The following is a 24,154-nucleotide window of genomic DNA, read 5'->3' as shown; positions in this document are numbered from 1 at the left end:
AGTCCATATCGACGGCAGTGTTTGGCACCTCGATGTCGGCTCATCTCATCCTGGGGCTGGAGCAGGTCCCAAGGGTACGGCTGTTCGCCGTTTAAAGAGGTACGTGAGCTGGGTTTAGAACGTCGTGAGACAGTTCGGTCCCTATCTGCCGTGGGTGTAGGATACTTGAGAGGAGTTGCCCCTAGTACGAGAGGACCGGGGTGAACGAACCACTGGTGGACCAGTTGTCGTGCCAACGGCAGTGCTGGGTAGCTATGTTCGGACAGGATAACCGCTGAAGGCATCTAAGCGGGAAGCCCCCCTCAAAACAAGGTATCCCTGAGGGCCGAGGTAGACCACCTCGTCAATAGGCCAGAGATGTAAGCGTGGTAACACGTTCAGTTGACTGGTACTAATCGCCCGATTGGCTTGATCTGATCTAGTAATAGACAGCCAAGAACCAAATAAGCACCACATGAACTTGTGACATAACAAAGGTGCAGCAACGTGCATTTGCCCGGCAAATACACTGCCTGCTGCGTGACAGACTTTACTTGCGTAAAGTCGTCAGTGTTGATTGTTTCCCTGCGATCTTGGAAATGTCCTCGTGACATAACTGGGGTGCGGTCTCTCGGGCATTTGCGATGCAAATACCCTGCCGACCGCCAACCAAAAAAATCCAAGAACCGCAGGTTCTTGGATTTTTCTTGGTTTGGTGGCGATAGCGAGAGCAAAACACCCGGTCCCATCCCGAACCCGGAAGTTAAGTGCCTTTGCGCCAATGGTACTGCGGCTTAAGTCGTGGGAGAGTAGGTCACTGCCAAACCTAGTAAAATCCAAAAAATCTCTAAACGATATAAACTTCCGACACTGACGCGGGATGGAGCAGCCCGGTAGCTCGTCAGGCTCATAACCTGAAGGTCGTAGGTTCAAATCCTACTCCCGCAACCAGGTCGGAAAAGAACGGCCTGCAGCATAGCGCTTCGAGACCGTTTCTTTTTGCCCCAGACTGAGCAAACCAGCCAGTTCCCCGATGAGCTCGATCTCCAATACTCCTCCGATAGGAGACAGCCGGATCTCGCAGAGCATACTGCGGATACGGAAACAAAAGACCGTCCAGATTATTCTGGACGGTCTTTTGTCTTTGCTGTTGAGCTTGGATTGTTTTAAGCCCTGAAGGTTCAAATCTCGACGGGAGGAACCATGCCGACGATTTCATAGGTCTGGCGCAGGATCGGTGCGGTGATAGCGCGGGCACGTTCAGAGCCGCGGGTGAGGATCTTGTCGATCTCATCCTGATGCTGCATCAGCCGCGCCATCTCGGTGGAGATCGGCGCCAACTTTGCAACGGCCAGATCCACCAGCATGGGTTTGAACTCCGAGAATTGCTTACCGCCAACATCCGTCAGGACTTGATCCACGGATTGTTCGTTCAGGGCGGCATAAATATTGACCAGATTGCGCGCCTCTGCGCGGTCTTCCAGACCCTTGGCCTCGGAGGGCAGCGCATCAGGGTCGGTCTTGGCTTTACGGATCTTTTTGGCAATGGAGTCCGCATCATCGGTCATATTGATGCGGCTGGCGTCGGAGGCATCAGATTTTGACATCTTCTTGGAACCATCGCGCAACGACATAACGCGTGTTGCAGCCCCTTCGATGACCGGTTCGGTGATCGGGAAGAAGTCAACGTCATAGTCGTGGTTGAACTTGGTGGCGATGTCGCGGGTCAACTCTAGGTGCTGTTTCTGATCCTCGCCCACCGGCACATGAGTGGCGTGATAGGTCAGGATATCCGCCGCCATCAGGGCTGGATAGGCGAACAGGCCGAGCGAGGCGTTCTGAGCGTTCTTGCCTGCCTTATCCTTGAACTGGGTCATTCGTTGCATCCACCCCATGCGGGCGACGCAGTTGAAGATCCAGGCCAATTGCGCATGTTCAGGCACCTGGCTTTGATTGATCAGGATGGCCTGTTCAGGATCAAGCCCGGCTGCGATAAAACCAGCGCAGAGTTCGCGGGTAGATTTCATCAGATCCTGTGGGTTTTGCCAGACAGTTATCGCGTGCAGATCAACCATGCAGTAGATGCTCTCGACGTCGCGGTCTTGCCAGTCGACAAAGCGCTTGAGGGCACCTAGGTAGTTACCCAGGTGCAGGTTGCCGGAAGGTTGAATGCCGGAGAAGACGCGCGGCGTAAATGTCGTATCGCTCATGGAGGCGAAACTCCCGTCTGGAATTATGGTCCCTAGTCGCTTACCCATGGGCCAGCGCAGGGTCAACAGCCCAGCGTGAACAGGCGGGCTCTAGAGCCGCAAAACGGCCGTAATAGGTCAGGGAGGACGACAAGCTATGAGTGACGACCCAAATATCTCTCCTGTAAATCCCTTGCCCCCTGCTGTGGTGGCACTGGTGCTGGTGATCATGGGGATAGAGGCGGCGTTCTCACTTGGTATGCGGGGTATTCTTGGTGGGCCCGAGGCCATTGGCTGGCGTCTGGAGGCCTTTCAGTCCTATGCATTTTCCTCCAAAATCTTTTGGTGGATGGTTGAGACCGGGCAATGGCCAGCTGAACATATGATCCGGTTCTTGGCCTATATTTTTGTCCACGGCGCTTTTACCCATGCGCTCTTTGTCTGCGTCTTTGTACTGGCCATGGGCAAGATGGTGGGCGAGGTAATGGGCGATCTGGTGATGGTTATTATCTTCATGGCTTCCGCTGTGGGTGGTGCGGTTGGATATGCAGTGCTGATCAATGGAGCGGTGCCGCTGATTGGCGGTTTTCCAGCGGTCTATGGCTTGATTGGTGCCTTTACTTATATCTTGTGGAGGCAGTTGTCGCTGGTGGGCGCCCAGCAGAGCCGAGCGTTTTCGCTGATTGCCTTTTTGATGGGGGTGCAGTTGCTGTTTGGTCTGCTCTTTGGCGGCGCACAGGACTGGGTGGCGGATCTCTGCGGCTTTGCCACTGGTTTTGGCCTTTCGTTCTTTTTGGCACCCGGTGGCTGGGCGCGTATTCGCAGCAATATCCGCCGCGACTAAAGAGGGGCGATGCAGAAGGGGGGGCTCCCGCCCGTCTGGCAGCATCAAGATGCTTTATCCCGTTGGGCCGGGCGCCGCGCTGACGCGCGGCGCGGTGGCGTGTGACGCCTTTGGGGGCTGATTTAGCCCTTGTTCCGGCGCAGGCTGGCTTTGAAATCCGAAAGCCGGAAGGCGCCGATGCCGACGCCAATGGCAAAATAACTGACGATGCCAATCGTGACCAGCAGCGCCAGCGCCGGATAGCGGATGCTGGCGCTGTAGAGCCAGGGCTCCAGTAGCCAGGCCGCGCCCCAGAGCAGGGCGCCCATCAGTAGGGCGGCGATGAGGATGCGCCAGATCCGCTGTTTGAACCGCGCATCAAAGCGCGCGCTTTGACCCATCGCGCCCGTACCACGTGCCAGCTGCCAGACCATGGCCCAGCCGGCGATTGTGGTGCCTATGGCGGCACCAATAAAGCCAAGCAGCGCCGCGCCGGCAATGGCCACGACGGCATTGACCACCATGGCGTTCAGCGCAAAGCGAAAGGGGGTGCGGGTGTCTTCGCGGGCAAAATACAGCGGTTGTAGGACTTTTTGCAGTACAAAGGCGGGCAGGCCCAACCCGTATATGGCCACGGCCAGCGCGGTGGCTTGACTATCGGCGAAGGAAAAGGCGCCGCGCTCGAACAGGACCGAGACAAGCGGCAGGGGGATGGCCACCAAGGCGATGGCTGAAGGAATGGTCAGCGCCAGGGAGATCTCGCCGGCGCGGCTAAAGGCATGTTGCGCGCCTGTTGCATCCTCCGCGGCCAAGCGACGGGACAGATCCGGAAGCAAGACGATACCCACCGCGATACCCACCACGCCCAAGGGGAGTTGATACAGCCGGTCTGCATAGCTGAGCCAGGCAATGGCCCCGTCAAAGAAACTGGCAACCTGACGCCCGACCAATAGGTTGATCTGTACCACCCCCCCGGCCAGCATCGCAGGCGCGGCAATCACTGCCAGGCGTTTCAGATCTGGCGTGAGCCGTGGTTGGCGTGGCGTCAGCCGATAGCCCGCCCGGCTCGCGGCGACCCAGACCAGCGCCATCTGGGCTATTCCGGCCAGAAGTGTGGCCCAGACCAGCAAGGTCCCTTGTGGCAACCCAGGCAGCTCTGCTGTGTCAGCGGGAAGATAGGTACTCAGCAGACCACTTTGGCCGAGTAACAACGCACCAACCAGAATGATGTTGAGTAAAACCGGTGCCGCGGAAGCGGCGGCAAAGCGACCGGAGGCATTGAGGACGCCTGAGAGAAGAGCTGCCAGCGAAATGAACAGGATATAGGCAAAGGTGATGCGGCCAAAATCCACCGTCAGGTCAAACCGGACATCCCCTCGAAACCCGCTGGCCATGGCCAGAACCAGCCAAGGCATTACCAGCTGGGCCACCAGGGTAAAGATAATCAGCACCGTCGCCAGCCCGGTCAGGGCATCGCGGGCAAAGCCGAGGGGATCGTCGTCCTTTTGCAGTTTTTTTGAGAACAGCGGAACAAAGGCGGTGTTAAAGGCGCCCTCGGCAAAGAAACGGCGGAACATGTTGGGCAGGCTGAACGCCGCCAAAAAGGCCTCGGCCACCGGGCCGGTGCCCAGGAAACTGGCGATCATTATATCGCGGGCAAAGCCCAATATGCGGCTTGCCAGAGTCCAAAAGCCAACCGTCATAAAACCTGACAGCAATCTCACCGGCTTCATGATCGGGCCCGTTTTGACCCTTTGGAGATCGCCTCACGCAGTTTCCGCTCCAGGAAGTCCTGCTTTGATTTGGAGTGGTATTTCAAGCCAAACATATCCTTGACGTAGAAGGTATCCACCACCTGCTCACCATAGGTCGCGATCACCGCATTGGCGATATAGACATTGGCCCCTGCCAGGGTCCGGGCCAAATCATATAGCAGCCCTGTTCGGTCGCGGGTGTCGACCTCGATGATCGTATAGATTTCAGAGCCCTCATTGTCGAAGGTGATATGGGTCGGGACCTTGAAGGCCTTTTCGCGTTTTTTGAACTTGTCGCGGGTCTCCAGTGCCTCACCGGTGATCACCTCGCCATTGAGGGTCTTGAGGATCATCTGGTTCAGCCGCGGTAGCCGTGAGGCCTCGAACGGGTGGCCATCGGCATCCTGGATCCAGAAGGCGTCGGTCACATAGCCGTCTTTGGTGGTGTAGCTGCGGGCATCGACGACATTGGCCCCGACAAGGGCAAGCGCACCGGAAACGCGGGCAAAAATGCCCGGGTGGTCGGCCATGACAAAACAGGCGCGCGTCGCGTCGCGGTCATCGTCCGGATAGAGCCGCATGACAATTTCGCCAGGATCATTCTTTTCTTCGAGCTCCTTCAGCATTTCGGCAAAATCCACATGTGCGGTGACATGCAGCCCCTGCCAATAGGGATCATAATGGCGCCCGGTTTCGCGTTTTAGATCTGCTTTGGACCACTCGGGTAGGGCCGCGCGCAGTGCTTTTTTACCGGCGGCACCTCGGTGCGCGCGGTTGAGCGCCTCCATGCCGTTGTCCAAAGCTTCGCGGGTTTGATTGTATAGCGCCCGCAGCAGGGCCGCCTTCCAATTGTTCCAGGTGTCGGGGCCGACGCCGCGAATGTCGCAGACCGTCAGCACCAAAAGCAGATCAAGCCGTTTCACGGATTGCACGGCCTTGGCAAAGCCACGCACGGTGCGCGGATCGGCAATATCGCGCTTTTGCGCCATGTCCGACATTAATAGGTGATGGCGCACCAGCCATTCCACTGTCTCGCTATCAGCCTTGTTCAACCCTAACCGGGGGGCCACCTTGCGGGCGATTTGAGCGCCGAGGATAGAATGGTCCTGTTCACGGCCCTTGCCGATGTCATGCAGCAGCATCGCGACCAGCAGCACCTTGCGGTTGATCCCCTTGCGGATCACCTCTGACGACAGTGGCAGCTCTTCTTCCAGTTCCCCCTTCTCAATGGCGGTAAGGTTCGAGATTACCTGAATGGTGTGCTCATCCACGGTGTAGGAATGATACATATTGAATTGCATCATCGCCACGATGGGTTCGAATTCGGGGATAAAGGCGGAGAGCACGCCGAGCTCATTCATCCGCCGCAGAGCGCGTTCCGGGTTTCCGTGTTTCAGCAGCAGATCAAGGAAGATACGCCGGGCTTCCTTGTCGTTGCGCATATCCTCGTCGATCAGGTCCAGATTGGCTGTAACCAGGCGCATGGCATCAGGGTGTATCAGCATACCCGTGCGCAACGCTTCTTCGAAGATTTTCAGTAGGTTCAGTTTGTTCTCGAGAAAGGCCTCTGGATCTGCCACATCCAGCCGGTTGTGAATGACTGTGTAGTCGGATTTCACCCGGGGACGACGACGAAAGATCCGCTCCAGGAGCGGCGCCCCTTTTTGTTGGCTCGCCTCTAGTTTCGTCAGCAATATCCGGGTGAGATCGCCCACGGTTGTGGCATGACGGAAATATTCCTGCATGAAGATCTCTACGCCACGTCGGCCGGCGCGATCCTTGTAGCCCATGCGACTGGCCACTTCGACCTGCAGATCAAAGCTCAACTGCTCTGTCGGGCGCCCAGTCGCGAGATGCAGATGCGAACGTACCGCCCAGAGAAAATTAGCGGCAGTGGAAAAGGTATCGAGCTCCTCTGGAGTGAACAGGCCGAGGGGCACCAGATCAGCGACATCCTGGACCTGATAAACATATTTTGCGATCCAGTAGAGCGATTGCAGATCGCGCAACCCGCCTTTGCCCTCTTTGACGTTGGGCTCGACCATATAGCGCTGGCCCTGTTTCAGATGACGCTCGTCGCGTTCTGCCAGTTTGGCCTCGATGAAATCCTGGGCATCGCGAGAGAACAGCTCGGTGCGCAGCCGGTCTGCAAGCGCGTTGGCGAGCTGTTGGTCGCCGGTCAGAAAACGCTGCTCCAGCATCGCCGTGCGGATGGTGTAATCCTCCGCGCCCAGCCGGATGCAATCCTTGATGGTCCGGCTGGAGTGTCCCACCTTGAGGCGGAGATCCCAGAGGATATAGAGCATCGATTCAATGACGCTTTCCGCCCAGGCGGTGATTTTATAGGGGGTTAGGAACATCAGGTCGACGTCCGAAGCAGGTGCCATTTCCCCACGCCCGTAGCCGCCCACTGCGATCAGGGCGATCCGCTCTCCTGAGGTGGGGGTGCCCACCGGGTGCAGATAGGTGGTGGCGACGTGAAAGGCCGTCAGAACCAGCCCGTCGGTTAGATAGCTATAAGATTTCGTCAGGGCGCGGGCCGCGAAGGGGGCCTTTGCAAAGGCCTCAGCAATTGTGGCGCGCCCCTGCTTATTGGCGGCGCGCAGCAGCGCCACGGTTTCACTGCGCAGGGCTTCAGGTTCTGCGTCCTTGGCCAGGAGCGCAATCTGGTCTTGAATCTCGGTGAGATTGAAAATCGAGAGCGCCTCGCAGATCAGTCCGGAGGCGGGGAGCGCTCCGGGCTGATCAAGCGAGGCTGTGCGGGCAGGATCAGAGTCCTGCGCCGCCAAAGCTGCTGGGGGCTGCGTCAATTATGACTACCTTCTGTTCTTGAATGGTTGCGATGGCCAAACCACGGTCATTGGTGCCATCGGGGCGCAGGCGGAAGATGCCACCAGTGCCTTGGAAGCCCGCACCCTGGGTCAGTGCGGCGGCTGTCAGAGCATCCGATTTCCCGGCGCCGACCAGAGCGCCAATTGCGGCAATCCCATCATAGGCCAACCCGCCAATGGAATGTGGCGCGCTGCCGTAGGTGGCTTCATAGCGGTCGCGGAAACCACGGGCCTTGCCTGGGTCCGGCATCGCAAACCAGCTGCCCTGAACGCCGGGCAATGCAAGGGTCTGCGCGGGAACGTCCCAGCGCGTGAGGCCGATATACTGCACGTCTTCGGGTTTGACGCCAGCTTCGGGCAGCAATTGGGTCAGCAGTGGTAGGGCTCCGGCCGTGGTGGCTGTGAGGAAGAGCGCGTCTGCGCCACCGCCGCCTGTGGCGGATCGAATTTGCGGGATAGCGTTGATCACACCTTTTTGCGACAGCTCATACCCAATGCTGCCGGTGATGTTTACACCGGATTGGGCCGCAGCGTTGCGAATTGCGGTCTGTCCGGCCAGACCAGACGAATTGTTACCACCCGCGATCAGGATGTTGTTCTTGCCCTGGGACTTGGCATAGGCAGTCAGGCGGCGGGCCGTGTTATCGTAGGTTGGCCCCAGAATGAAGACGTTGCCGCCTGCAATCGAGGTGGTGTTGGAAAAGGCCAGCACATTGACGCCCTTTTGGGCGGCTGCGATGCCTGCGGCATTGGCTGCTTCGGCATATACCGGCCCTAGAATGATCCGCGCGCCCGCATTTACCGCTTCCGTTGCGGCTGCAGCGGCGCGAGTGGGATCCCCGGCGGTGTCATAAATGCGAAGATCAATCTGCACACCCTGCAAATCCGCAATGGCAAGACGGGCGGCGTTTTCCAGGCTTTGCGCCAGCACGCTATCGCCAGACTGCGCTGAGCCGCGCGGCACCAGCAGCGCCACAGGAACCGGTTTCGATGTATTGATTGTGGGCCCACCACCAATCGCGATCGGATCACAGGCGGCCAGTGCAAATGTGGAAATCGCGGCGACGGCAGACAAAGTTGCCTTGCGGGCCCGCTTGAAAACAGCAAACATAATGGACTTGTAACTCCCCTTGTCCGGCGCTTGTGCGCCGTGTTGGTTCTGGGGCAATCATAAACGACCAAAAAGGCGGGTCCAGCGTGAATCATCAGATCGTCAATTTGTTGCCCGGACTGTATTTTGTGGCAACACCTCTGGGCACGGCGCGCGACATCACGCTGCGGGCGCTGGATGTGCTGGCCTCGGCAGATCTCATTGCCGCCGAAGACACTCGGTCGCTGCGTCGCCTGATGGAAATCCACGGCGTTCCGCTGGGCGAGCGGCAGGTGATTGCTTATCATGACCATAGCGGAGTGGGTGCGCGCGGCAAATTGCTCTCAGCCTTGGAGGCTGGGAAATCTGTTGCCTATGCTTCCGAGGCAGGGATGCCATTGATCGCGGATCCCGGCTATGGCTTGTCCAAAGCCGCTTCTGAAGCTGGGTATCTGGTGACCTCTGCGCCCGGTGCCACGGCGGTGACCACGGCGCTGGCGCTGGCTGGGTTGCCAACGGATGCGTTCTTTTTTGCGGGTTTTTTGCCCAATGCGAGCGGTGCACGGCGCAAACGGCTGGAAGAGGTCGCGGCGATTCCCGGCACCCTGGCCCTTTTACGAATCCCCCAAACGGATTGCCGCCTCGGTGGCCGATATGGCCGCAGTGTTGGGCAATCGCCCGGCGGCGCTCTGCCGTGAGCTGACTAAGAAATTCGAAGAGGTCCGCCGCCTGCCGCTGTCTGAGCTGGCCACCAGTCTGGAAGAGAACCCGGTGAAAGGCGAGATCGTCGTTCTGGTGGATCGCGTCTCAGAAGTGGCAGCAAGTGATGGAGATATTGAGAGCGATCTGCGCGCTGCGCTGATTGACAACTCGGTCAAAGATGCTGCCGCAATCGTCTCGGAGGCCCATGAAATGCCGCGCCGCAAAGTCTACCAGATGGCGCTGAAGCTGGCGAAAGAGGGCTGAAATGGCCAAGCCCCATGCCTCAACCGGGTTGCGCGCGCATCTTGCGGGGGCCGCGGCTGAGGAGCAGGCGGCGCGGGCTTATGCGGCGCAGGGCTATGAGCTGGTGGAGCAGCGCTGGCGCGGGGCAGCCGGAGAGATCGACCTGATCCTGCGCAAAGGTACGCTGCTGGTCTTTGCCGAGGTCAAGACCGGCCCCAGCTATGAGGCGGCAATTGCGCGGATCAACCCGCGTCAAATGGGCCGGGTTCAGGCCTCTGCCGCCCTGTTTCTGGAGCAGCAACCCGAGGGGGCTTTGAGCGAGGCGCGTATAGATGTGGTGCTGGTTTTTGGCACAGGCGAGGTCGAGATTATCGAGAACGCCTATGGTCAGGGCTAGCTCTGACCACGGCAATTTGAACAAGGCATATTGAACCTGACTGCTGCCTGCGCCATCTATTGCCAAAGCAAAAGGGAACCTGCCATGAAAATTGCCTTCCAGATGGACCCGATCATGGGTGTGGACATCAACGCTGACAGCAGCTTTCGCCTGGCAGAAGAAGCGCAGGCGCGCGGCCATGAGCTGTTTTTCTACCTGCCCGATCAGCTGGCCTATCAGGAGGGACGCATCACTGCGCGTGGCCAGGACATGACCGTCCAGCGGGTGGCGGGAACCCCGGCCATCCTGGGGGAGATGCGCGAAGTTGATCTGGCCGATTTTGATGTGATCTGGCTGCGTCAGGATCCGCCCTTTGATATGCATTACATCACCTCCACCCATCTGCTGGACCGGTTGAAGGATGACTGCCTGGTGGTGAACGACCCGTTCTGGGTGCGTAACTATCCGGAAAAATTGCTGGTTCTGGACTTCCCCGACCTGACCCCACCCACGGCTATTGCGCGCGATCTGGACACCATCAAGGCGTTTAAGGCGCGCCACGGTGATATCATCCTCAAACCGCTTTATGGCAATGGTGGCGCCGGGGTGTTCCGGCTGGACGCCAATGACCGTAACCTGACCTCCCTGCATGAGCTGTTCACCGGTTTCAGCCGCGAGCCACTGATCGTGCAGAAGTTCCTGCCGGATGTGAGCAATGGCGACAAGCGGGTGATCTTGGTGGATGGCGAACCTGTCGGGGCCATCAACCGGGTGCCCGCAGCGGGCGAGACTCGCTCGAACATGCATGTTGGCGGACGCCCTGAAAAGGTCGGCCTGACGGAGCGCGATCTGGAGATCTGCGCCGCCATCGGGCCTTTGCTGAAGGAAAAGGGCCAGATCTTTGTCGGCATCGACGTGATCGGCGACTACCTGACCGAAATCAACGTGACCTCGCCCACCGGTATTCAAGAGCTGGAGCGGTTTGACGGGGTGAATATCGCTGAAAAGATCTGGATGGCAATCGAGGCTAAGCCTGGATGAGCGTTCTGCGCCCATTGCTGAACACCTATCTGCGCCTGACTGAAAAGCGGTTCTTGAAGAATGCGAAGGGGCCAGAGGCCCTGCGCCGGAGCATCGAAACCAAGGCGCGCCTGCTGTTTCATGGGCCGTTGTCGAAGCGTCTGCAGCCTGGCGCGTTGGCAGGACGTGAGGCCGTTTGGATATCACCGCGAAAAGGCCCCGAGCCGCAGGTGACGCTCTTGTACTTTCACGGGGGAGGATATGTTTTTGGGTCGCCCCAGACCCATGCTGCCATGGTTTCCTCCCTTGCCAAGCGCGCCGGCGTAGGGGCAGTTTTGCCGCGCTACCCATTGGCACCGGAACATCCGTTTCCAGCGGCGTTTGATCACGCGCTCGCGGCCTATCGTGCCTGTCGGGAGCAGGGCGGTCAGGTGATCATTGGTGGCGACAGCGCCGGTGGCGGGCTTGCGCTTGCGTTGCTTGGCCATTTGTTGGCCAGGGGCGAGCCGCTCCCAGAGGCTGTTTTTGCGTTTTCTCCGCTCACGGACCTGACTTTCTCCGGCATGAGTATTCGTGAGAACGCTGAAGCTGAAGTCGTTCTGCCTGCCGAACGGGCGCAGGAGATGGTACAGATGTATCTGAACGGGGAGGACCCGAACAACCCGTCGGTCAGCCCCTTGTTCGCCGACTTCACAGGCGGGCCACCAGTCTGGGTGACAGCAGGTGATACGGAAATTTTGTTGGATGACAGTCGCCGTATCGTAGAGCGGATGCAAGCACAGGGCGTTGACGTTACCTATGTCGAAGAAGTTGATTTGCCGCACGTTTGGCCCCTGTTCCACAACATGCTGCCCGAGGCGCGCGCGACGCTTAACACCCTGGCTGCCTGGATCGAGGATCAGGCCGGGACGAGTACGGGGACTCTGTAGCTGATTGCTTCGGCGACATGAGGTTTGTGCACGTATTCTGAACCGTTGAGGTCGGCAATGGTACGTGCAACGCGCATCACCCGGTGATAGCCGCGCGCAGAGAGGCCGAATTGTTCAGCAGCGCGCTGCAACAATTCCCGGCCTTCAGTTGTCAATGCGGTGGCCTGCTCAAGCACCGCGCCTTCGGCGTCGGCATTTTGCCAGACCTCCGGTAGATCGACATAGCGCGCGGTCTGGATCTCGCGGGCGATTGCGACCCGCTGCGCCACCTCCGCAGAGCCTTCCTTTGTTGCGGGCAGATCCAGATCCTTATAGGCGACAGGTGGTACTTCGATACGCAGGTCAAACCGGTCCAGCATCGGGCCGGATATGCGCCCCAGATAGTCCTCCCCGCAGCCCGGAGCACGCGCACAGGCGCGGGCGGCATCGGCAAGGTAGCCACATCTGCAGGGATTGGCCGCTGCCACCAGCATAAACCGGCTGGGGTAGCGGATATGAGCATTGGCGCGGGCAATCATCACCTCGCCGGCCTCCAGCGGCTGGCGCAGGGTTTCGAGCACCGCGCGGTTGAATTCTGGCAGCTCATCCAGAAACAACACGCCATTGTGCGCCAGGCTGATCTCACCGGGTTGCGCCCGCCTGCCACCACCAACGATGGCTGCCATCGAAGCGGTGTGATGGGGCTCGCGAAAGGGGCGGTTGCGATTGATGCCGCCTTCCTCAATGAGGCCGCAGAGGGAGTGGATCATCGCGGTTTCCAGCGCCTCTGCAGGGGTGAGTGGCGGCAGAATAGAGGGCAGCCGGGCCGCGAGCATGGACTTTCCGGAACCGGGCGGGCCGACAAGGAGCAGGTGATGGCGTCCGGCGGCGGCGATCTCCAGGGCACGTTTGGCCTGTTCCTGGCCCTTAACATCGCGCAGGTCCCGTTGAACAGGGTCGCCGCGCATCTCACCGGGGCGGGCCGGGGCGAGGGGCATCTCACCGGTAAAATGGCGCACTACCTCCGTCAGGCTGGACGCGCCAATGACTAAGGCATCCCCTGCCCAGGCGGCCTCAGCCGCGGAGGCCTTCGGGCATATCAGGTGCCGGTCTGTGGCTGCGGCTGTCATTGCGGCGGGCAGGGCGCCGGTGACAGGCATTAGTATCCCATCGAGCGATAGCTCTCCCAGGGCGACAATCTGCCCCACCGCATCCGCTGGGATGAGCCCAATCGCCGCGAGCAAGGCCAGTGCAATGGGCAGGTCAAAATGGCTGCCTTCCTTGGGGAGATCCGCTGGCGAGAGATTGACGGTGATCCGCTTGGCTGGCAGGGCAATCGACATAGAGGCAAAGGCGGCTCTGACCCGTTCGCGTGCTTCTGACACGGCCTTGTCCGGTAGGCCAACAATGGCAAAGGCAGGCAAACCTGCCACCAGAGAGCATTGAACCTCGACTTGACGTGCCTCAATGCCGTGGAAGGCCACTGTATTTGCCCGGCTGATCATGGCTCTCCACTTCCTTGAACTCACAAGGAAAAACCATAGGCACCGTGGTATTGGAGTCAGCAGATACTCTGCTGATCACCGTATTTTTTGCGCTAAATTTCCGCAGGCCTTGCGCCGTTGCCGTCTATGGACAGGATCTTGGCACAAGGCTGTTGGGGCTGGGGAGTTGCCTTAGCCGATAGGCCAGGGGGCGCGCTCTAGATCTTGCAGGTAGGGTTCAGGATCATAGGTGACTTCACGCGCCTGGGCCTGCCAGTTCAGAACTGCCGGGTCTGACAACAGCATCATGCAATAGGCGCGGGTTGCTGCAGAAACTGGCAGGTCATAGCCAATGATCCGCGCAGCGACGGGGGTGTAGAAGACTTCTGCGAGCGAGTATTCGCCAAAGAGATAGCCCTCTTTAGCGCCAGAAATATTGCGGGCATGGGCAAACAGTGTTTCGATCCGGGCGAGATCGGCCAGCACCGCCTTTGAGGGGGCAAAGCCCTGCCATACGTGGGAAAGCTGCATTGGGCAGTCGCCCCGCAGCGCCGAGAACCCACCGACCATTTCTGCCACTAGCCAGCGCGCCGTAGCGCGTTGGGCCGGGGCCTTGGGCCATAGTCCAGCGGTGGGGAAGTCCTCTGCTAGGGTCTCGCCCATGGCGAGGCTTTCCCCTATTACGAGCCCCTGATCTGTCTTTAGCGTTGGGACCAGACGCGCTGGCGCCAGATGAGCCATGTCCTGCGCCATAGTTCCAGAATAAAGGCCCACCAGATGGATGCTGTGCGGGATTGCAAATTTTTCGAGCATGAGCCAGCCGCGCAACGACCAACTGGAATACATGCGATCACCAATATAAAGTTCATAAGCCATGGTGATAGGCTAGCAGAACAAATATCATTCATAAATCGAATATTTGTTCAGAACCCTATCACATATATTGATGATTTTTGTTTAGATCAGCTGATTGAGCGTACCGCTGCGCCAGCCCTCTGGTCCATAGAAGAGCTCAGTGAGTGACAGGTTGTCAATACGGTGCGAAAAGGCCGCCTCTGCGCTCAGCCCTTCGGCCCGTTGAATCTGGGTTAGGATCTGGCCAAAGTGGCCAACAATCACCAGATCACGCCCGGCATGCGCGTCGAGCAGGCTGTCGATTGCATCGTTAACGCGGGCGCAGACCTCATTCCAGCTTTCACCGCCCGGCGGCCTTGTGTCGCCGGGGGTCTCCCAATAGGCGCGGATGCGAGTGGGGTCTTCGGCGTCGATCTCTTTCCAACTGCGTAGTTCCCAATCGCCAAAATGGATCTCGCGCAGGGCGGGCATATGGGGCAAGCGTTGGCGGTTGCCTTGGACCGCCGTGGCGGTATCCACCGCGCGGATCAAATCCGAGGAAACCACCAGAGCCTCAGGTGGCAAGGCAGCCTCTAGCCGTGCGAGCGCTGCAATGTCCGACAGGTCAGCGGGCAGGTCGGACCAGCCAACCATGGTCTTGGCATGGGTGGGGCCATGGCGGACAAGAAACAGGCGAGTGTTCATAACTGACCTTTCAATACCAGCGGCAGTCCCGCGGTGACCTGGACCACAGTATCGGCGCTGGCGGCCAGTGCAATGTTGAGCCGCCCTTGAGCCTCGCGGAAGCGCCGCGCCAGGGCGTTTTCGGGCACAATGCCAAGACCAACTTCATTGGAAACGATCACCAGCTCTGCTGGACAGGCGCTTATCGCCTCAATCAGCTCCGCCTGGGCGGTGGCCAGATCATGTTCGGCGAGTAGGTGGTTGGTTAGCCACATGGTGGCGCAGTCCAGCAGACAGATCTGGTCTTGCGGTAACTGAGACAGCAGCGCAGCGGCCTTCAAAGGCTCCTCATAGGTTGTCCAATCGGGCCCGCGCTGTCGTAAATGGGCAGCGACCTTCTCTTTCATTTCACTATCAAATACTTGTGATGTGGCGAGGTAAGACTTTGGCTTTGAAGATTTAAAACACAAATCTTCTGCAAATTTCGACTTTCCGGAAGCGGCGCCGCCTAGAATGAATGTGACAGATGCCGACAAGTTCTTTACCTTTGAAAGTGAACGGTTTCGCTTTTGTGCGTACCTGCTGCAAAGACCCAAAACAAGGGTGAAGCAGCGCTCGTCCGCATTGCTGGCCCGCCAATCTGCGTGGCGGCCCAGGTTCTGATCTCGGATCAGATGGGAAATTTCTCGAAACTGTGCCGTGGCATCGCGCTGCGGGGGTTGGACAGCCGGCTCGGTTTAGCTTCAAAACTATCGCGCTGCCGGAGTGTCTCGTTTTCAAGATGATCTGATCTCGGGGGGACCAATGACGCTGGACCATAGCACAGAGAACCCATTGCCCAAAACGGCGATGAAGGCAGAGATGCTGGATGCGGAAACAGAAAAAAGGCTGGCCTATGCCTGGCGCGATCATCGCGATGTAGAGGCGCTGCACAGGCTCACCAATGCCTATATGCGCCTGGCGATTTCAATGGCGGTGAAGTTCAAACGGTATGGCGCGCCGATGAATGATCTCATTCAGGAAGCTGGGCTGGGGTTAATGAAGGCGGCGGATAAATTTGATCCCGACCGGGGGGTCCGGTTCTCGACCTATGCGATCTGGTGGATCAAGGCTTCGGTGCAGGACTATGTGATGCGCAACTGGTCCATGGTGCGCACGGGTTCGACCTCCTCACAAAAATCTTTGTTTTTTAACATGCGCCGGGTGCAGACCCAGTTGGAACGGCAGGCGAACGCCCAGGGGCAGCGGTTGGACAAACACCAATTGCATCAACAAATCGCCTCAGAGATTGGGGTGCCGATCCGTGACGTCGAAATGATGGATGGCCGGTTATCGGGGGCGGATTTTTCACTGAATGCGGCGCGATCAACCGAGGCAGAAGGGCAGGAGTGGATTGAGATTCTGGAAGATGACAGCGCTCAGGCGGCTGAATTGGTAGAGCGCAGCCATGATCACCGCAAGCTGCGTAAGTGGCTGGTTGAGGCGATGCAAGGCCTGAGCGGGCGGGAACAAAGAATTGTCGTGGCGCGGAAACTCAGCAACCCTCCGCGTACGCTTGAAGCTCTTGGGCGCGAGTTGAGCCTGTCAAAAGAACGGGTGCGCCAGCTGGAGGCTGGTGCCTTTCAGAAAATGAGAAAAACGCTTGATACCCGCTCACGAGAAGTGCACAAGCTGCTTTTATGAAAAAACAAAGTCTTTTAGTCGGATATTTTTTGAGCGCAGCATGTGTACTGAAGAGACCTCTTGTTCTCTTCTGTGCGGTCGCTGTGCTGGCGACGGGAAATGCGGTGAAATCCAGGGCTGATAGCCTAGGTGCGCCGCCACAGGCGCAATCTGTGGCAGAGGCGGCAGAGATCCTGTCCGTGGCGGATGTGATCATCCTGGGGGAGGTGCATGACAATGCGCATCATCATCAGGTGCAGGCCGAATTGGTCACGATACTACGGCCCAAGGCTCTGGTTTGGGAGATGATTACTCAGGAACAGGCCGAACGGCTGACGCCACAGATCCTGCAAGACTCAGGCGAAACAGCTGGCATCTTGGAGTGGAAGGCCTCAGGCTGGCCGGAGTTCTCTCTTTATGCACCGGTTTTCTCCGCCGGGCGGGCGCTGACCCATTTTGGGGCCCAAGTGCCACGTTCGCTGACGCGGGCGGCGTTGAAAGCGGGTGTCGCCATCCATTTTGGGGCTGAGGCGTCACGGTTTGGGCTGGATACCCCCTTGCCGGAGGCCGAACAGAAAGATCGCGAGGCAGAGCAGATGGCCAATCACTGCGATGCACTGCCGGAACATGTGCTGCCAATGCTGGTGGATGTGCAGCGGTTGCGAGATGCCAGTCTGGCGGCCGCTGCAGAACGGGCTTTGTTGCAGACCGGGGGGCCAGTTGTGGTGATCACCGGCAATGGACACGCCCGGCTGGACCGCGGGCTCTCGGTTTATTTGCAACGCGCTATGCCGGAAACCGTCATTCTTGCACTTGGGCAGATGGAAGGTGAAGTCAGCCAGGGGGCTTTTGATGTGGTGATTTCAGCCCCTGCCATTGAGCGCCCCGATCCCTGCCTGGCCTTTGCCAAACCCGATTAGGGTTTTGCCCTCTGCTTTGGCGGTCACCGGGACAGAGCAAAACCGTTTCACTCTTTGCGGATCAAGAGCTAGTGTTGCCGGGGGCTTGTGGCTAAGCCCGTGGCAAACAAAGGGCAGGCGAGATGCTGGCAGGAAAGAAAATTCTTCTGATCATTGGGGGGGGCATCGCCGCCTATAAGTCGCTGGAACTGATCCGGCGCCTGCAGGATCAAGGCGCCTCGGTTACGCCGGTCCTGACCCGTGCGGGAGAAGAGTTTGTGACGCCATTGTCCGTTTCTGCTCTGGCAGGCGAAGCGGTACACCAGGATCTGTTTGACCTGACATCTGAGGCGGAAATGGGGCATATCCAGTTGTCACGCAGCGCGGATCTGGTGGTTGTGGCCCCGGCTACGGCTGATTTGATGGCTAAGATGGCGCAGGGGCTGGCCAATGACCTGGCCTCAACCCTGCTATTGGCTACGGACACAAAGGTGCTGCTGGCGCCGGCGATGAATGTGCGCATGTGGGAGCACCCCGCGACCCAGCGCAATATCAAAACGCTGCGCGGGGATGGCGTGGGTTTTGTTGGCCCCAATGAAGGGGGTATGGCCTGTGGTGAATTTGGTCCAGGTCGTCTGGCAGAACCGGCAGAGATCCTGGCCGCCATTTCGGCAGAGCTGAGCCAACAGGCAGAGGCAGGTCGCCTGGCCGGGCGGCGTATTCTGGTCACCTCTGGCCCGACACATGAGCCCATAGACCCGGTTCGATATATCGCCAATCGTTCGTCCGGGGCGCAGGGCACCGCGCTGGCTCGTGCGCTGCGCGACCAGGGGGCGGAGGTGGTGTTTGTCACCGGCCCGGCAGAGGTTCCTCCCCCCGATGGGGTCGAGGTCGTAGCGGTGCAAAGTGCGCTTGAGATGGAGGCGGCGGTTCAGGCCGCGCTGCCGGTGGACGCAGGTGTCTTTGCCGCGGCGGTTGCCGACTGGCGTGTTGCCAGTGCCTCTGATCGTAAGTTGAAGAAATCAAAAGATGGGCTGCCCGTTCTGGAGTTTGCCGAAAACCCGGATATTCTGAAAACGGTGTCCCGGATGACTGAGGGCCGCCCCCCCCTGGTGGTTGGATTTGCGGCTGAGACCAATGAGGTGGTGGAAAACGCCACGGCCAAACGTCTGCGCAAGGGCTGTGACTGGATCGTGGCAAACGATGTTTCGCCAGCGACGGGCATTATGGGCGGGCAGGAGAATGCCGTGATCTTGATTTCGGATCAAGGCGCAGAAGAATGGCCACGAATGGGCAAAGCAGAGGTTGCGACCCGGCTTGCGGCGCGCATTGCAACAGCTTTGAAGGGGGCGCACTGAGACTGAGGGGGGCGTTCTACCAGCCCCGTCCATGCCCAGAAGGCCCATGTAAGACTTCCCCAAAACTTCCAGACCAATGAATGAGGCACGAATGGTTGAGATCAAGATGATCCATGACGCAGGCGCGGATCCAAGCCTGCCCCTGCCAGCCTATGAAACTGCCGGAGCTGCCGGAGCAGACCTTCGCGCCAATCTGCCGGATCGGAGCAGTCTGACACTGGTGCCCGGTGCGCGTGCCCTGGTGCCGACGGGGCTGCGACTGGACATTCCCCAGGGCTATGAGGTGCAGATCCGTCCGCGTTCAGGGCTTGCATTGAAACACGGGATTACCCTGCCCAACAGTCCTGGCACCATCGACAGCGATTATCGCGGCCCGCTCGGGGTGATTGTGATGAATGCCGGAGAAGCTGATTTTACCATAAAACATGGCGATCGGATTGCCCAGATGGTGGTCGCTCCGGTGCTGCAGGCGCAATTCACCCTGGTTGGGGCGCTGTCGGAGACCGAGCGTGGCAGTGGCGGTTTTGGCTCCACTGGGGTTGGCTGATGTTCAGGATACTGTTTCTCGCAGCGCTGATCTGGTGGGGTGGTCGCTTCATCCATTTACCGCGGCCTCTGCGTTTGGTTCTGTTGGGGCTGTTGTTTCTGGCAGTCTTGATTTTGCAATTGATCCTGCCCGAGGGCCATGCTCTGCGCGAGGCCACCGGAGGATCACCCGCCCCTTGGCTGCTGCTTGGCGGTCTTGGTGCCTTGGCTGCGGGCTACGGCTGGATTATCTCCCAGCTTAAGCTGCGCGCGCAATTGAAAGGCAGTCCTCGTCCTATGTCACAGACCCCCTCCCTGTTTTCAGACACTGAGTTAAACCGCTATGCCCGTCATATCGTATTGCGAGAGCTGGGCGGGCCGGGCCAGAAGAAGTTGAAACAGGCTAAGGTGCTGGTGATCGGCGCCGGGGGGCTGGGAGCACCCGCCCTGCAGTATCTGGCTGCTGCCGGTGTCGGCACCATCGGTGTGATTGACGACGACGTGGTTGAAAACGCCAACCTGCAGCGGCAGGTGATCCACCGCGATCAGGACATTGGCATGCCCAAAGTGTTCTCTGCCGAGGCCGCCATGCGGGCGCAAAACCCCTATGTTGAGGTGCGCTCCTTCAACCGCCGCCTGACGGCGGAGATTGCCGAAGACCTGTTTGCCGATTTTGACCTGATCCTGGATGGAACCGATAATTTCGAGACCCGTTATCTGGTCAATGCTACCGCGGTGAAACTGGGCAAGCCACTGATCTCTGGTGCCTTGTCGCAGTGGGAAGGCCAGCTGAGCCTGTTTCACCCCAAATCCGGCAGCCCCTGCTATCAGTGTATCTTCCCTGAGGCTCCAGCGGCGGGGCTTGCGCCCTCCTGTTCCGAGGCCGGGGTTGTTGGCCCGCTGCCAGGAGTTGTTGGTGCAATGATGGCGGTTGAGGCGATTAAGGCGCTGACCGGCGCCGGCGCCACCCTGCAGGGGGAGATGCTAATCTATGACGCGCTTTATGGTGAAAGCCGCAAGATCCGGCTCACCCAACGTGCGGATTGCCCAGTCTGTGGCGCAGGCTGATCCCGGTTTCGTGCCTGCCTCTTCTCCAGCGCCTGAGTACACCACAACGGTGCGCCTGGGTGCTGGCGCCGCGCGCGCTCAGCGCGCGGCTGGGCCCAACAGTCAGGCGGCATCTTGGATGCAGCCGGTGCTGGCGGGAGCCCCACCTTTGGCTGCAGTTCTGCGCTGATTCTTGCCCTGAAATGTTGCCCGAGCCGCTGCTTGATTGCCCCTGCTGCGCATCATCGCTACCCTTTCCTCAAAGGAGAACGCTTCCATGACAAATCCCCTCTTGGCCCATTGGGACACCGCTTTTGAAATTGCCCCGTTTGACCAGATCAAGGACAGTGATTTTGCCCCTGCGCTGGATCAGGCACTGGCAGAGCATCAGGCAAGAATAGGCGAAATCGCAGAGAACCCGGCCCCGGCAACATTTGCCAATGTGATCGAGGCACTGGAGACACCAGTCCCGGCCTTGGAGCAGGTCTTGTCGGTGTTTTTCGCGGTGGCTGGCGCAGACAGCAATCCAGAAAGGGAGGCGCTGCAGCGGCAGTTCTCTCCAAAACTGGCAGCGCATTTTTCCAGCATTACAGCGAATAAGGCGCTTTATGCCCGGATTAAACAGGTTTGGGATCAGCGTGACAGGCTGGACCTCACGGCTGAGCAACAGCGGGTCTTGATGCTGACACATCGCGGCTTTCTGCGCGGGGGCGCGGCGCTGGAAGGTGAGGCTGACACCCGTATGCAGGAGATCAAGGGGCGGCTGGCCACACTGGGCACCGAATTCACCCAGAACCTTTTGGCAGATGAGCGGGACTGGTACATGGAGCTGAGCGAGGAGGACCTTGAGGGCTTGCCCGGTTTTGTGGTTGATGCCGCACAAGCCGCTGGGCAGGAGAAAGGTACTGCTGGCCCCGTTGTGACCCTGTCACGCTCGATCATTACGCCATTTCTGCAATTCTCCCCCCGCCGGGATCTGCGCCAAAAGGCATTTTCAGCCTTCACAGCCCGTGGCGCCAACGGAGGGGAGACGGACAATCGCGCCATCGCCGCGGAGATCCTTTCCCTGCGTGCCGAACGGGCGGCGCTCTTGGGCTATGACAGCTTTGCTGACTACAAGCTGGAAACCGAAATGGCCAAGACCCCCGCGGCTGTGCGGGGCCTGTTGATGGATGTTTGGCAGCCTGCCGTGGACCGGGCAAATGCCGATGCCGACATACTGGCGCAGATGATGCATGAGGACGGCATCAACGGCGATTTGGAGCCTTGGGATTGGCGCTACTATGCAGAAAAGCGCCGCAAGGTAGAACATGATCTCGATGAAGCAGAGCTGAAGCCCTATCTGCAGTTGGATCGCATGATCGAGGCCAGCTTTGCCTGCGCCAACCGTCTGTTCGGCTTGGACTTCACGCCCCTTGAAGTGCCACTTTATCATGAGGATTGCCGCGCCTGGGAGGTCACGCGAGAGGGCAAGCATCTGGCTGTCTTTATTGGTGACTATTTCGCCCGTGGCTCGAAACGGTCAGGTGCTTGGTGCTCGGCCATGCGGGCGCAGGCTAATTTCCCCAAACCAACCAGCCCCATTGTTATCAATGTCTGTAACTTTGCTAAAGGTGCACCTGCGCTGTTGTCCTGGGACGATGCCCGCACCCTGTTCCACGAGTTTGGCCATGCGTTGCACCAGATGTTGTCGAATGTGAGTTACGAGAGTATTTCCGGCACCTCGGTGGCGCGTGATTTTGTGGAACTGCCCAGCCAACTCTATGAACATTGGCTGGAAGTGCCCGAGATCCTGAGCGAATTTGCCACCCATGCCGAAACTGGCGCGCCGATGCCGCCGGAGTTGTTGCGCAAGGTGCTTGGGGCTTCGACCTTTGATATGGGGTTCCAGACCGTTGAATATGTGGCCTCGGCACTGGTTGATCTGGCTTTCCACGAGGGGGAGGCCCCTGAGGATGTAATGGCCAAACAGGCGGAGGTTCTAGCGCAGATCGGCATGCCCTCTGCCATCAAAATGCGCCATGCCACGCCGCAGTTTGCCCATGTCTTTTCTGGAGATGGCTATTCTTCGGGCTATTACAGCTACATGTGGTCAGAGGTTATGGATGCGGATGCTTTTGCCGCCTTTGAGGAGGCAGGTGGTGCCTTTGATCCTGAGCGCGCCGCTGCCTTGGAGCGTTACATCCTATCAACGGGCGGATCCGTGGATCCTGCAGAGCTCTATTGCGCGTTTCGGGGGCGGCTCCCTGGGGTGGAGGCCCTGCTGAAAGGGCGTGGATTGGCGGCTGAGTAAGGTTCTGTCTGTAAGCCGGGGCGGGGGCTCTGCCCCCGGTCTGCGACCTCCCCCGGAATATTTTTGGAAAGGTGATAACGAGGCTGGGGGCCCGGTTCTAGTATCCCAGATCCCGGTTGACTTGATTTAGCAAGGGCAAGCCCGTCTCGCTGCGTTGAATGTTTTTGGCGATCATTTGTGCGGCTGTCAGTGGGCGAGTTTCGGCGGCGATGTGAGGCGTAACCGTGACCTGCGGGTGGTCCCAAAACGGGTGTTCCTGCGGCAAGGGTTCCTGGCGAAAGACATCCAGGGTAGCATGAGCGATCTGTTGTGTGTTGAGGGCGTTTAACAGGGCTGTGTCGTCAATCAGGGGGCCGCGACCTGGATTTATGATGCGTGCGCCTTTGGGCATCATAGCCAGGGTTTCAGCATTTAGGGTGTTTTCTGTTGCTGGTGTGTCCGGCAGCAATAGGACCAGTATCTGGGCCTGTTGCAGGGCGTGCTGCAACCCATCACGGCCATGCGCGCAGGTGACTGTGGCAAGAGATTTGGCGGAGCGTGACCAGCCGGTGACTGGAAAGCCCAGCTGGGCCAGGGCTGTGGCACAGGCAGCACCGAGTGCACCGAGACCGAGCACGGTGACAGGTCGCTCCTGTGCCAGAGGCGGCACTACTGGATCCCAGCGGTCCTGGGTTGCAAGGCTGCGGTCGATGTCCAAATGATAGCGCAACACATGGCCTGTGACCCATTCCACCATACCCGCCGTCAGGCCCGGGTCCACCATCCGGCAGAGCGGTTGTGTAAGGGTCGTGTTTCCGGTGATTTTCTCAACCCCGGCCCAGAGGCTGAGGACAGCCTTGCAAGAGGTGTAGGGGGTGAAATCCTGTAGCTCAGAATTGGGGGCGTAGATCACATAGTCAACCTCTGCCGCCGGGTGGTCCTGGCGCAGATCTACCTGTATCCCTGCCTTTGCAAAGGCGGCTCTGAGCGGCGTCTGGTAGGTTTCCCAGCGTTCCGGGCGGGCGGCAAACTGAACCTTGATCATGTGGCGAATACTCCGGCCATGTCTTTGAAGCCTTTGATTTCAATCGGGTTACCGGCGGGGTCATGGAAGAACATGGTGCTTTGCTCACCGGGCTCATCGGCAAAACGTGTCACCGGTGCCAGGGTGAAGTCAAGCCCAGCAGCGGTGAGGCGATCCGCCAGCGTTTGCCAGTCGTCCTGCGGCAGGATGACGCCAAGATGGGGCATGGGGACCATATGGTCGCCGACCTTGCCGGTGTTGCTTGTGGCAAAGACCGGCCCCAAGTGCAGCGAAATCTGGTGACCAAAGAAGTTGAAATCGACCCAGGTCTCTGTGCTGCGCCCCTCGGTGCAGCCCAAGAGGCCGCCGTAAAAGGCGCGGGCCTTGTCGAGGTCATCTACATGGTAGGCGAGGTGAAAAATGCTCATGTCTGGGGCTCCTGATTGCGTT

The 24,154-nt window shown here is 59.1% G+C and carries 20 protein-coding genes, 1 tRNA gene, 1 rRNA gene and 1 pseudogene; 13 read left to right on the top strand and 10 right to left on the bottom strand.

Translation table 11 applies throughout. The features are described from left to right. Positions 1–690: 690 nt before the first annotated feature. Both rrf and MED193_RS09615 read left to right on the top strand, forming a co-directional pair. A 5S ribosomal RNA gene (gene rrf, locus MED193_RS09620) occupies positions 691–805 on the top strand. A 48-nt stretch (positions 806–853) separates the two neighbouring features. After that, positions 854–930 (top strand) — tRNA-Met (locus MED193_RS09615). Between the two features lie 230 nt (positions 931–1,160). Here the strand turns inward: MED193_RS09615 and trpS are convergent. Next, the gene (gene trpS, locus MED193_RS09610; RefSeq protein ID WP_009809514.1) at positions 1,161–2,189 is read right to left on the bottom strand and encodes a tryptophan--tRNA ligase; all 1,029 of its coding nucleotides are present in this window, start codon (positions 2,187–2,189) and stop codon (positions 1,161–1,163) included. A gap of 136 nt (positions 2,190–2,325) precedes the next feature. On the opposite strand from trpS, the gene MED193_RS09605 reads away from it, so the two are divergent. After that, the gene (locus MED193_RS09605; RefSeq protein WP_009809513.1) at positions 2,326–3,012 is read left to right on the top strand and encodes a rhomboid family intramembrane serine protease; all 687 of its coding nucleotides are present in this window, start codon (positions 2,326–2,328) and stop codon (positions 3,010–3,012) included. 122 nt (positions 3,013–3,134) lie between these two features. Here MED193_RS09605 and murJ read toward each other — a convergent pair whose 3' ends face one another. The 3 genes from murJ to MED193_RS09590 all read right to left on the bottom strand — a co-directional run bounded on the left by murJ (position 3,135) and on the right by MED193_RS09590 (position 8,687). After that, entirely contained in the window at positions 3,135–4,724 is a 1,590-nt protein-coding gene (gene murJ, locus MED193_RS09600; RefSeq protein WP_009809512.1) for a murein biosynthesis integral membrane protein MurJ, read from the bottom strand. Next, a complete protein-coding gene (locus MED193_RS09595) occupies positions 4,721–7,441 on the bottom strand; it encodes a [protein-PII] uridylyltransferase (protein WP_254655493.1) in 2,721 nt (906 codons plus the stop codon). The genes murJ and MED193_RS09595 overlap by 4 nt, the downstream gene beginning before the upstream one ends. A 73-nt stretch (positions 7,442–7,514) precedes the next feature. Then, on the bottom strand, positions 7,515–8,687 hold the full coding sequence (locus tag MED193_RS09590; RefSeq protein WP_009809510.1) for a penicillin-binding protein activator: 1,173 nt from the start codon (positions 8,685–8,687) through the stop codon (positions 7,515–7,517). A gap of 86 nt (positions 8,688–8,773) precedes the next feature. On the opposite strand from MED193_RS09590, the pseudogene rsmI reads away from it, so the two are divergent. The 4 genes and pseudogenes from rsmI (at position 8,774) to MED193_RS09570 (ending at position 11,936) form a co-directional block, all read left to right on the top strand. Further along, positions 8,774–9,632, top strand: a pseudogene (gene rsmI, locus MED193_RS09585) (16S rRNA (cytidine(1402)-2'-O)-methyltransferase). Position 9,633: 1 nt separating this feature from the next. Then, a complete protein-coding gene (locus tag MED193_RS09580; RefSeq protein WP_009809507.1) occupies positions 9,634–10,008 on the top strand; it encodes a YraN family protein in 375 nt (124 codons plus the stop codon). An 84-nt stretch (positions 10,009–10,092) separates the two neighbouring features. Then, positions 10,093–11,028, top strand: coding sequence for a glutathione synthase (gene gshB, locus MED193_RS09575; RefSeq protein ID WP_009809506.1), 936 nt, complete (start codon positions 10,093–10,095; stop codon positions 11,026–11,028). Then, the gene (locus MED193_RS09570) at positions 11,025–11,936 is read left to right on the top strand and encodes an alpha/beta hydrolase (RefSeq protein ID WP_009809505.1); all 912 of its coding nucleotides are present in this window, start codon (positions 11,025–11,027) and stop codon (positions 11,934–11,936) included. Before gshB ends, MED193_RS09570 begins: the two co-directional genes overlap by 4 nt. Here MED193_RS09570 and MED193_RS09565 read toward each other — a convergent pair. The 4 genes from MED193_RS09565 to cobU form a co-directional block, all read right to left on the bottom strand. Next, the gene (locus MED193_RS09565) at positions 11,906–13,420 is read right to left on the bottom strand and encodes a YifB family Mg chelatase-like AAA ATPase (RefSeq protein ID WP_009809504.1); all 1,515 of its coding nucleotides are present in this window, start codon (positions 13,418–13,420) and stop codon (positions 11,906–11,908) included. The genes MED193_RS09570 and MED193_RS09565 overlap by 31 nt on opposite strands. A 171-nt stretch (positions 13,421–13,591) precedes the next feature. Continuing rightward, positions 13,592–14,275 (bottom strand): glutathione S-transferase, encoded by a 684-nt coding sequence (locus MED193_RS09560; protein ID WP_009809503.1) that lies wholly within the window; start codon positions 14,273–14,275, stop codon positions 13,592–13,594. Between the two features lie 81 nt (positions 14,276–14,356). After that, positions 14,357–14,938, bottom strand: coding sequence for a histidine phosphatase family protein (locus MED193_RS09555; protein WP_009809502.1), 582 nt, complete (start codon positions 14,936–14,938; stop codon positions 14,357–14,359). Then, a complete protein-coding gene (gene cobU / locus MED193_RS09550; protein ID WP_039966078.1) occupies positions 14,935–15,453 on the bottom strand; it encodes a bifunctional adenosylcobinamide kinase/adenosylcobinamide-phosphate guanylyltransferase in 519 nt (172 codons plus the stop codon). Before cobU ends, MED193_RS09555 begins: the two co-directional genes overlap by 4 nt. Before the next feature lie 268 nt (positions 15,454–15,721). Here cobU and MED193_RS09545 point away from each other — a divergent pair, with 268 nt between their 5' ends. From MED193_RS09545 to MED193_RS09520, 6 genes are all read left to right on the top strand, one after another. Next, the gene (locus tag MED193_RS09545) at positions 15,722–16,600 is read left to right on the top strand and encodes an RNA polymerase factor sigma-32 (RefSeq protein WP_009809500.1); all 879 of its coding nucleotides are present in this window, start codon (positions 15,722–15,724) and stop codon (positions 16,598–16,600) included. A 104-nt stretch (positions 16,601–16,704) separates the two neighbouring features. Continuing rightward, positions 16,705–17,499 (top strand): ChaN family lipoprotein, encoded by a 795-nt coding sequence (locus MED193_RS09540; protein WP_254655445.1) that lies wholly within the window; start codon positions 16,705–16,707, stop codon positions 17,497–17,499. A 122-nt stretch (positions 17,500–17,621) separates the two neighbouring features. Then, positions 17,622–18,836: a bifunctional phosphopantothenoylcysteine decarboxylase/phosphopantothenate--cysteine ligase CoaBC gene (coaBC, locus tag MED193_RS09535; RefSeq protein WP_009809498.1), complete on the top strand. Its 1,215-nt coding sequence runs from the start codon at positions 17,622–17,624 to the stop codon at positions 18,834–18,836. Positions 18,837–18,927: 91 nt separating this feature from the next. Then, the gene (gene dut, locus MED193_RS09530) at positions 18,928–19,383 is read left to right on the top strand and encodes a dUTP diphosphatase (protein ID WP_039966076.1); all 456 of its coding nucleotides are present in this window, start codon (positions 18,928–18,930) and stop codon (positions 19,381–19,383) included. Then, the gene (locus tag MED193_RS09525) at positions 19,383–20,429 is read left to right on the top strand and encodes a HesA/MoeB/ThiF family protein (RefSeq protein ID WP_009809496.1); all 1,047 of its coding nucleotides are present in this window, start codon (positions 19,383–19,385) and stop codon (positions 20,427–20,429) included. The genes dut and MED193_RS09525 overlap by 1 nt, the downstream gene beginning before the upstream one ends. A 256-nt stretch (positions 20,430–20,685) precedes the next feature. Beyond that, on the top strand, positions 20,686–22,701 hold the full coding sequence (locus MED193_RS09520; protein ID WP_009809494.1) for a M3 family metallopeptidase: 2,016 nt from the start codon (positions 20,686–20,688) through the stop codon (positions 22,699–22,701). A gap of 97 nt (positions 22,702–22,798) precedes the next feature. On the opposite strand, the gene MED193_RS09515 is transcribed toward MED193_RS09520, so the two are convergent. Beyond that, complete coding sequence (locus MED193_RS09515; protein WP_009809493.1) at positions 22,799–23,725, bottom strand: glyoxylate/hydroxypyruvate reductase A; 927 nt, start codon at positions 23,723–23,725, stop codon at positions 22,799–22,801. Continuing rightward, positions 23,722–24,132, bottom strand: coding sequence for a VOC family protein (locus MED193_RS09510; protein WP_009809492.1), 411 nt, complete (start codon positions 24,130–24,132; stop codon positions 23,722–23,724). The genes MED193_RS09515 and MED193_RS09510 overlap by 4 nt, the downstream gene beginning before the upstream one ends. Positions 24,133–24,154 lie beyond the last annotated feature (22 nt).

It is taken from the genome of Roseobacter sp. MED193 (assembly GCF_000152965.1).
Lineage (GTDB): Bacteria > Pseudomonadota > Alphaproteobacteria > Rhodobacterales > Rhodobacteraceae > Pseudophaeobacter.
Note: the sequence above shows the minus strand (reverse complement) of the source record. Positions and strands in the feature narration are given on the sequence as shown.

Bases quoted from the DNA above. Each gene is read 5' to 3' on its own strand.
- gshB (WP_009809506.1), top strand. From the start codon at position 10,093: ATGAAAATTGCCTTCCAGATGGACCCGATCATGGGTGTGGACATCAAC.
- MED193_RS09605 (WP_009809513.1), top strand. From the start codon at position 2,326: ATGAGTGACGACCCAAATATCTCTCCTGTAAATCCCTTGCCCCCTGCT.
- MED193_RS09510 (WP_009809492.1), bottom strand. From the start codon at position 24,132: ATGAGCATTTTTCACCTCGCCTACCATGTAGATGACCTCGACAAGGCC.
- MED193_RS09515 (WP_009809493.1), bottom strand. From the start codon at position 23,725: ATGATCAAGGTTCAGTTTGCCGCCCGCCCGGAACGCTGGGAAACCTAC.
- MED193_RS09570 (WP_009809505.1), top strand. From the start codon at position 11,025: ATGAGCGTTCTGCGCCCATTGCTGAACACCTATCTGCGCCTGACTGAA.
- MED193_RS09590 (WP_009809510.1), bottom strand. From the start codon at position 8,687: ATGTTTGCTGTTTTCAAGCGGGCCCGCAAGGCAACTTTGTCTGCCGTC.
- murJ (WP_009809512.1), bottom strand. From the start codon at position 4,724: ATGAAGCCGGTGAGATTGCTGTCAGGTTTTATGACGGTTGGCTTTTGG.
- MED193_RS09560 (WP_009809503.1), bottom strand. From the start codon at position 14,275: ATGGCTTATGAACTTTATATTGGTGATCGCATGTATTCCAGTTGGTCG.
- MED193_RS09565 (WP_009809504.1), bottom strand. From the start codon at position 13,420: ATGATCAGCCGGGCAAATACAGTGGCCTTCCACGGCATTGAGGCACGT.
- MED193_RS09545 (WP_009809500.1), top strand. From the start codon at position 15,722: ATGACGCTGGACCATAGCACAGAGAACCCATTGCCCAAAACGGCGATG.
- MED193_RS09525 (WP_009809496.1), top strand. From the start codon at position 19,383: ATGTTCAGGATACTGTTTCTCGCAGCGCTGATCTGGTGGGGTGGTCGC.
- trpS (WP_009809514.1), bottom strand. From the start codon at position 2,189: ATGAGCGATACGACATTTACGCCGCGCGTCTTCTCCGGCATTCAACCT.
- coaBC (WP_009809498.1), top strand. From the start codon at position 17,622: ATGCTGGCAGGAAAGAAAATTCTTCTGATCATTGGGGGGGGCATCGCC.
- MED193_RS09580 (WP_009809507.1), top strand. From the start codon at position 9,634: ATGGCCAAGCCCCATGCCTCAACCGGGTTGCGCGCGCATCTTGCGGGG.
- dut (WP_039966076.1), top strand. From the start codon at position 18,928: ATGGTTGAGATCAAGATGATCCATGACGCAGGCGCGGATCCAAGCCTG.
- MED193_RS09520 (WP_009809494.1), top strand. From the start codon at position 20,686: ATGACAAATCCCCTCTTGGCCCATTGGGACACCGCTTTTGAAATTGCC.
- MED193_RS09555 (WP_009809502.1), bottom strand. From the start codon at position 14,938: ATGAACACTCGCCTGTTTCTTGTCCGCCATGGCCCCACCCATGCCAAG.